The 8,307-nt window shown below is 31.6% G+C and carries 9 protein-coding genes; 1 reads left to right on the top strand and 8 read right to left on the bottom strand.

The features are described from left to right. Positions 1-358: 358 nt before the first annotated feature. The gene (locus tag DNG35_RS11775) at positions 359-2,152 is read right to left on the bottom strand and encodes an ATP-binding protein (RefSeq protein ID WP_111129426.1); all 1,794 of its coding nucleotides are present in this window, start codon (positions 2,150-2,152) and stop codon (positions 359-361) included. 179 nt (positions 2,153-2,331) lie between these two features. Here DNG35_RS11775 and DNG35_RS11770 point away from each other — a divergent pair, with 179 nt between their 5' ends. Beyond that, on the top strand, positions 2,332-2,517 hold the full coding sequence (locus DNG35_RS11770; protein WP_111129423.1) for a hypothetical protein: 186 nt from the start codon (positions 2,332-2,334) through the stop codon (positions 2,515-2,517). On the opposite strand, the gene DNG35_RS11765 is transcribed toward DNG35_RS11770, so the two are convergent. The 7 genes from DNG35_RS11765 to DNG35_RS11730 all read right to left on the bottom strand — a co-directional run bounded on the left by DNG35_RS11765 (position 2,510) and on the right by DNG35_RS11730 (position 8,218). Then, entirely contained in the window at positions 2,510-2,833 is a 324-nt protein-coding gene (locus DNG35_RS11765; protein WP_111129419.1) for a hypothetical protein, read from the bottom strand. The two genes, DNG35_RS11770 and DNG35_RS11765, sit on opposite strands and share 8 nt — an antisense overlap. Before the next feature lie 172 nt (positions 2,834-3,005). After that, the gene (locus DNG35_RS11760; RefSeq protein WP_111129417.1) at positions 3,006-3,398 is read right to left on the bottom strand and encodes a hypothetical protein; all 393 of its coding nucleotides are present in this window, start codon (positions 3,396-3,398) and stop codon (positions 3,006-3,008) included. Positions 3,399-3,810: 412 nt separating this feature from the next. Further along, complete coding sequence (locus DNG35_RS11750) at positions 3,811-4,110, bottom strand: type II toxin-antitoxin system RelE/ParE family toxin (RefSeq protein ID WP_111129413.1); 300 nt, start codon at positions 4,108-4,110, stop codon at positions 3,811-3,813. Then, positions 4,103-4,354 carry a type II toxin-antitoxin system ParD family antitoxin gene (locus DNG35_RS11745; protein WP_085768110.1) on the bottom strand — a complete coding sequence of 84 codons (252 nt, stop codon included), beginning with the start codon at positions 4,352-4,354 and terminating at the stop codon, positions 4,103-4,105. Before DNG35_RS11745 ends, DNG35_RS11750 begins: the two co-directional genes overlap by 8 nt. A gap of 194 nt (positions 4,355-4,548) precedes the next feature. Beyond that, positions 4,549-5,532 (bottom strand): alpha/beta hydrolase, encoded by a 984-nt coding sequence (locus DNG35_RS11740; protein ID WP_111129411.1) that lies wholly within the window; start codon positions 5,530-5,532, stop codon positions 4,549-4,551. Positions 5,533-5,876: 344 nt separating this feature from the next. Next, entirely contained in the window at positions 5,877-6,956 is a 1,080-nt protein-coding gene (locus tag DNG35_RS11735; protein ID WP_111129409.1) for an HpaII family restriction endonuclease, read from the bottom strand. After that, the gene (locus DNG35_RS11730) at positions 6,953-8,218 is read right to left on the bottom strand and encodes a DNA cytosine methyltransferase (RefSeq protein ID WP_111129407.1); all 1,266 of its coding nucleotides are present in this window, start codon (positions 8,216-8,218) and stop codon (positions 6,953-6,955) included. Before DNG35_RS11730 ends, DNG35_RS11735 begins: the two co-directional genes overlap by 4 nt. Positions 8,219-8,307 lie beyond the last annotated feature (89 nt).

Below are 8,307 nucleotides of genomic sequence, written 5' to 3'. Positions count from 1 at the left end.
GTGTTCATTTTTTGTTTTCATAAGTGACTATAATTAATGGTCTAATTTTTAGTCAACCTATTTCAGGAAAGTTCATTGGTCAAATGTGTTACAACGGTCTCGTATAACCGTCAGTTACGGGATTAAAGTTAATGTTTTTCGGTTAATAACTGGCGTTAGCAATTCCGAGTGGATTCGGACGTAGTCGAATCCGCCGTAATTGCGGTTATACATTGTTGTGAGCTGGCTTTTATTCCACAAACGCTTTAATCGAATCTAACCAACTTTTAATTTCATCAAATCCACCACGTTCTGTTAATCGCTCAACTGTCATTTTCTCGATTGCGAGGTTATTTAATTGGCGTTTAGCTTTTGATATTTATTTCTTTTGTTTCTCTTCTGTTTTTACTGGGTCAGGATTTATGGCATTCCAATCTGTATCACTTGTTTCTTGGTGAACTGCCATAGCCACTTTTTCTGGCACATCTTCATCATCTAAAACCTCAGTTATGTTTATGTTGATATTTAAATCCTGATAACATTCGTTTATTGCTTGATGATGAAGATAATTTTCTAATTCAATTTTTATGGTATTAAAACCTATTTTAGTATCTATTCCTTCTGCATTTAAGTCAGCAACACTTTGCACATAAGCTGGAATATCGGAATCGTAGATATGAACTTGCGATTGTAATAGACCATCTAAATACTTTTTCTCAATATAAAACTTGAGTTGAGAGCCACCTGTCGGAATAAAAGCAACAGCTTCATTATTTTCTAAATTTATTACATTCGCGTCTGAAGCATTTAATATCTTGCTTAAACCTATCAAAGCATTTATATCATTTTCTCCTTCAACAAAAATCAGAACTTTAACTTTGTTTTTTGGGTCAGGTAATGCTCCAAGTGTTTGGATAATTCTATCTATTATTTCCTCATTATCTGTGCCGTCATCATTTAAACCACATTCAACATTAACTTGTCCATCGTCTGAATAAACATATCTTAATGACTCCTTAGGAATTTCCTTCGCTAAATTAGAATTATGTGTTGTGAAGAATACTTGAGCATTATCTGTTTCCGAAAGTTCTTTTAAAGCATTTACAATCATTAATTGAAAATCCGGATGTTGTGACGTTTCAGGCTCTTCAAGTGCATAAATAATATTCGGTGCATTTGCTGTTCTTCTATTCTCAACTTGTGCTCTAAAAAAGCTTAATAAAACAAGTCTTCTCATTCCACTTCCACGTTTGTTTAGTGGAACACCTCTGTCATCTTCTAAGGTCAATTTGAATATAGAATTCCAAGTTGGTTCTTTAGGAAAATTAGACCGCAAAGTTTCAGCTAATTCTGGGTCTAAATCATTTAGTTTAGTGATTGTATCGTCAGCGAGGTCTGTCGAAGCATCTTGAACGGCTTCTTTTAATTGTTCTAACAATGGTGTTATGTTATCCCTTTTTAAGACCTCTTTGATTATTTCTTTCATTGGGTCTTGAATGTCCGAATCTTGGTCATTCAGTTGCTTGTCAACAAAAAACAATGAGTATAATGGTAAATACTTTTTGAGGTTCGTCCAAATTTTCTTTCTGTTATCCTCATTGTCTAATCTCCCATCAATCTTTATTTCGGCTTGCTGAGTTGTTATTTGTCCTTCTTCATAAAAATGATTACGAATAGCATTTCTTAACTCTTTACTTTTATTTCTATTTACTCCTTCTGGATTTATTCCTAACTCATCAAATTGAAGTTGTAAAGTCGTCCTTTTTTTAGAAAGTAAATCGGATAGATTTTCGTTGTCAGGATAATCACAAATTATTACAGATTCTTCCGAAACACTTCCTGATGCTGAAATAGGAAATGATTTTTTAATTTCAAGTTTATTATCCGAGTTTAAAAGATATTCATCTGAAAGACTGGTTGGATTTGTATCGTCTAAGATTAATTGCTCAGGAAAATCTGAAAAAATACAAGTTATTTCAATTCTGCTGTTGTCATTTTCGATACACAAATCATTTTTATCAGGCTTGCCATTAAAAAATATATCTAAAGCTTCTAAAATTGATGATTTACCAACATCATTCTTTCCTATGATAACATTCAGGTCAGAAACATCGATTTCGGTTTCTTGAGAATAACTTCTAAAATTCTTTAATTTAAGTTTGTTTAGTTTCATTCGTGTTTTTGGTCAGCTTGCTCACAACGGTTAAGTATAATATTAGTTGCGTTGGTTAAGAACGCACTTTAACAGGTACAAACCGAATAGAAAATCCGCAAGGGTTTTCGTAAACAGGTGAGTGCCGAGCAATTAATTTTATACAATGTTGTGTAACGTATTTTTTTAAAGTCAGAGTTATGTCGGAAAAGGAATTTCGTATTTTACAAATGGATGTTTTAAAAACATTAAAAGGGAAAAGTATAGAGGATTGCATTTCTATACTTAATAAAACCGTAAAGTTTTTAAAGATTTCCGCTTTGTCAAACGAATTACAGTTCGATGATGATTGGTCAAAAGAATATATCGATGAAGCTCCTAATTAGGAATATCATCTATGTCATTCTGTATTTTTAGTCTTGACAAAACATCTTTTAGGTCTTTTTCAATAATTGTGTCATTGTCCGATATAGTAACTTTAACAAACCAATTGTAGCCTTGTGCTAATTCTTTGTCTTTTTGCTCAAAGTAACTTTTAGGTTTAGATAAGTTCTCCGCTCTTTTTTTAGTGGTTTCTGGAACTGCTTTAAGTTCCGTTATTTTAAATTCCTTTCCTTCTTTTCCGTATGGGAAATATGGTTTGGTTTTCAAGTAGTCAAACTCCGTAACAAGTTTTTCTGCTTTTGATTTCGAGTAATTCATTTTATTTGATTTGATTTCGTTTTTTATATGTTACACAACGGTCTCGGCTATGAGTAGTTGCGTGGGTTAGCACTCAACTTAGCAAGTACACACCAAACTGAAAATCCGCGAGGATTTTCAGAAGTAGGCGAGAACAAGCAATTACTTATAGCCATTGTTGTGCGTTCGTTTTTTATTCTTTATTAAACATATTTTCATACTCTTTTACGTGGTGAGGAAACTCCTCTTCGTAAAATGGATATGGAATTCCTAAAATTGAGATTTCATATCCTTCGTCTTTCATACCTGTAATTGCATTTCCAGCAACTCCTTTTATTTCAATTCCGTCTTGTCTAAATACTTTTAAGTCGGACATTACTTGAGTATCAATAAATTCAAATTCTGGGTCGTCTGTATTTATTACAATATCATTTTTTAAGCAGTATTCTTTGAAGAATCTGTATGGTGATTCAATTCCGATAAATTCAATCAGTCCAAAAGCAACTCCCATAGGTGCGTCAGCTTTCTCTAAATCAGAATAACCGATTAATTTTTCCTTAATTTTTATGGAATACTTTTTATTCATTTAATCTTTTTCGCTTGTTATATAAATTCCAAAGCCCAAATGATATCAGTCCAGCAATTATAAAATCAATTAATAAATATCCATAGTAAGTTTCAGTTGGATTTTCAGGACATTCAAAACACATTCCGCTCCATTTTATGTGAAATGTAAAAGGAAATCCATAAGTATCATTTCCATCAAATGGTGTTTCAATTTTCATTGTCATTAACGTGATAATAATGAAAAATATAATTGTCAGAATTAATATTTGAATCCAGTTTTTCATAAATGACGCACAACGGTCTCGGCTATGAGTAGTTGCGTGGGTTAGCACTTAACTTTGCAAGTACACACCAAACTGAAAATCCGCGAGGATTTTCAGAAGTAGGCGAGAACAAGCAATTACTTATAGCCATTGTTGGGTGTAGTTTTTTTATTCGGTTATTCTGTTTTTCAAATCCATTCTTTCGTGTAAAATTCTAATAATTTCAATTCTTTCTAGATTAATTATTTGATAGAAAATTATATGCTTTTCAGATTTCACTCCTAAAAGGTTTTTGTTAATTCCATCATATTCTTTTCCAACATTTGGATTATCAGCGATTCCATTACACGCCATTTTTATCGTTGCGTAATATTTGTCTGCTTGAGTTTCAGACCAAGTTTCGAAAGTATAAAACCAAATATTATTTAAATCGTCAATGGCTTCTTGTCTTAATACAACTTTAGCCATTTTTTCTTCTTTCTGATTTTAATTTTTTCAGATTTTCGTCAAAGTCAAAATCCTCAACAATAGGACTATTTAAGCCTTGTTGAATTGCATTTCTCAGAGCAATAACTTTACTTTCCTCATTTTCTAATAATCTCAGTCCAGCTCTTATTACTTCGCTAACGTTTTTATATCTTCCAGCAGAAACTTGGCTACTCACAAATTGGTCAAAATAATTTCCGAGTGATATTGATGTGTTTTTACTCATAATTTCAAATTTAAAACTCAAAAATACCAAAAATTGGTAAGATTTCCAAATTACACCCAACGGTCTCGTATAACCGTCAGTTACGGGTTAAAGTACGCAATTTTTTCGGTTAAGCACTGGCGTTAGCAATTCCGAGTGGATTCGGACGCAGTCGAATCAGCCGTAATTGCGGTTATACATTGTTGGCAACAGTTTTAATTCTTTTTATTCCACCTTTCAATCAACCTGAACGTTTTACTGTTCCTTACAATATCTAAATGTTTTACATTTTCCATAATTTCTACTTGGGTAAATTTTTTAGAAGGTTTAAATACGATTGGAAATTGTCCAGGATAAAAACTTTCGTCTTCTTTTCCTACCAAAACCAAACAGGGTATGTTTATGTTTTTTATCTCTTGTTGATAGTTTTTTGAATCAAAATTCATGGTCATATTGTATGAATACGAAGGAACTTGTAGACTGTCATTAATGTTTTCAGGACGATTAAAAAACAAAACAGGTAAATGGTTTAAGTTTTTTATACCTAGATTATTGAGCATTGAAAGTCCGATTATTCTTTTCAAGGCTACTTTTACCCATCCACCACTATTTGGTTTTACTGTTGGTGAATTATATCCCAAATAGGGCGAAATTAAAATTGCTTTATCCACTTTACTGTTTTTTGGATTTCCAATAAACCTTAAAACAAATCCACCACCTGAAGAATGACCAGCCAAAATGACCTTTTTAGCATTAAGATTTTTCTTGCTAAATCGAATCAAATCTTCAATATCGTTTTCAAGTTGTCCAATGAAATCGATATCACCTCGTTTCCCTTTATTTCTACCATGCCCTCTTATATCAGGTGTTATTACCGTAGCAATATTTTCACTCGCCATTGCATTTGCAATTTCTGACAAATATCTACTTTCTGAACCGGAACCATGAATAAGAATCATAACATCTTTGCTCTGACTTTTATAAACTCTACTAAAAATCTCCTTATCATCTCTCATTTTCACCCATTGCTCAACTCCTAAAGCTACATTTGTGTTTTCTTTTATAGAACTGTAATCATAATTCGTTACATTTTTTTCAAGTTTAATAGGCCAGTAAATAAGAGTTAAACATATTAGTGTATAAATAACAACACTTATTAAAAGTGTCTTTATAATCCATTTTAAAATTTTATGTCGCATTTTTTTTAGTTAATTATTTCTCAGCAAAAATGAATCTAAAAACATTCTGGTAGAAAAATTAAATTCTGATTTGTTGTTTTTAAAGGATGAACTGTCAAATTGTTGCCAACGGTCTTGTATATGAAAAGTAGCGGATTTTAAATACTAATTTTTCGGTTTATAACTGACCTCTAATTTATTATTTTTCTTTTGTTTAAGCACTTAAACCGCTATTTTTTATATACGTTGTTGTAAGCTGGCGTTTCATTCCGCAAATTAGCTGGCGTTGGCGTTTAAGCTCTTTTATTTTTTTCAGCATTGGCAAAAGCGTTGGGGAAAATAAATGTGCTTGAACTTGCGTTGGTTTATTTGATAAATCTGATTTGTAAATTCAGTTTAAAATATAGTTCTCCGTTTTCTTTGTATATCGTTCCAAAATCGTGTCTGTTTGAACTTGCTGTATCTAATTTCGTGTTATTGAATAAGTAATTTTCAAATTCATTTCTGTTGTAAATATGATAACACAAAACATCTCCATTTTCCTTTACAATCAAATAACCACCAGTAGCATCATATTCCCCAGTCCAAACTTTTGAAGGCATCATTCCTAAAGCTATGTCTGTTAAAAATCGTTTAATTTTGTATTCGTAAAACTTATGTTCGTTAGAAATATCAAATCCTAAAGGATTTTTTAAAGTTGTTTTATCAACTAAATCTACAATGCTTGATTTATCACTAGAATAAAATTCATAAACGATTTGAGATAAAATTTCTGGCAGTTTACTGTCAATAAGAATTAAATTGTTCGAGAATATTTGCCTTTCAGTTTTCACAAAACCAAATTGTCCGTTTGATTGTAAAACTGAATTAATTCTATCCATTATTTTACTTCTTGAATCAATCGAATTTACTTTTTCAACATCCGATTCACTTAATTTTGTGTTAGAAATTTTGAAAATAAAGTTTGTCGTTTTTCCAGCGTTCAGTAGAGTAGAAGGACTTCCTAATTGTGATTTGATACTAAACCCTAAAGTTGGTTGTTGGTTTGTTCTTTGGTCGTGAACAACAATCGTAATATCAGTTTTTGCAGTTGAACTTGCTTTTAAAGAAAGACAATTTATGGATTTCATAAACGTCTCAATTTCGGGAATTGAAAAAGTTCTTTTTTTATTTGTTTTAATTCTTTCAAGTAAGAATTTTGCTTTTTCTTTAAATTCTGAAATTGCAATTTTTAAAACTTCTTCTCCGCCAGAAATAAGTATAATTTCATCTTGAATTGAGTATTCAAAATCTCCGTTATTTTCTGTTCTTAAAACTCGCAAAATTGGATAAACTATGCCTTCTAGTTTTTCAATGTCTTTATTTCCAAGAAATAATTGTTTGTCTCCAAGTAATTTGAATAGCGTGTAAATTTCACTCCATTCGCCTTTATTTCCTGTAATCATAAAGTTTTAAGTTTTTCTATAATTTTTTTTGCTGTCGCCTGAATTGCTGGAACTGCAACTGAATTTCCAAATTGTTTATATGCTTGAGCGTCAGAAACTACAATTTTATAATTGTCTGGAAACCCTTGTAATCTTGCCCATTCTCTAGGTGTCATTTTACGAATTCCTTCTCGGTTCACTTCTCCTCGAATGTTTGTAACTGGTGTAAAATCCTTTAATCTAAAATCGCAAACTAAATTTCTTTCTCTTCCCATTCCGCCACAAACAACTGCGTTTGCAGTTCCATTGTTTGGAATAATTTCGTAGCCAAATCCATTTCCTTTACTTTCGTGTCTAGCTTTATGATTTCGTAAAGTGTTTACATAAGTTTCAGATAAATAATATTTTACAGAAACCGTTTCGGTTTCTAAAATATTTTCTAACGTTACTTTTTTGTTGACTGGTTTTGGGTATTCAAATGTTGTAATTCCCAAATCTTTTCTAAAGCCTACAATAAAAATTCGTTCCCTATTTTGTGGAACTCCAAATTCTTTGGCGTTAACTATTTCTGGTTCTGGAACAAAATATCCCAAATCTTCTCGTAAAACATTTAGAATTGTTGCTAAAGTTTTTCCTTTGTCGTGGCTTCTTAAACCTTTTACATTTTCTAGAAAAATTGCTTTTGGTTTCTTCTTTTTTATGATTTCAGCCACATCAAAAAACAATGTTCCTCTTGTGTCTTCAAATCCGCCACGTTTTCCTGCAATAGAAAACGCTTGACAAGGAAATCCAGCACACAAAACATCAAATCCGTCTGGAATGTAATTTTTAGTTTCTTTTTTTGTAATATCTCCAAAAGGAACTTCTCCAAAATTAGCTCTGTAAGTTTGTTTTGAATATTTATCCCATTCGCTTGTAAAAACACATTTACCTTTTAGATTTTGAAATGCCAATCTAAATCCTCCAATTCCAGCAAATAAGTCAATAAACTTAAATTCAGGATTTTTAGGTGCTGGAAAAGGAATGTTTTCTTGTTGAAATATTAAATATTGAAGAGCTTCCTCGGCAGCTAAAGTTGATATGTTTTCTTCAGGAAACTTGTATTCAAATAAGGTTTTAACGTGTTCTATTGCATCAGGTTTATAGAATTGAGAAACCCCATTTCTGTGATTGTGCAAATAGTGTGTAAAAGCAGCTTCAGTATCTTTTTTTGATTCTATAAGTCTGATTTTGAATTTTTTATCTTCAAAATTTTCAATCGATATTTTTTCTTTTAGAAGCACTTATGTTTGTTTGATTTTTACAGTTGCAAGTTATGAAAAATTTCTCATTCAGCGTTGGGAAGAAAGCAATGTGTGCGATAGCACTCTTT

Source organism: Mesonia sp. K7, from assembly GCF_003233725.1.
In the GTDB taxonomy this organism is placed as follows: domain Bacteria; phylum Bacteroidota; class Bacteroidia; order Flavobacteriales; family Flavobacteriaceae; genus Mesonia.
This window is presented reverse-complemented; position numbering and strand designations above follow the sequence as displayed.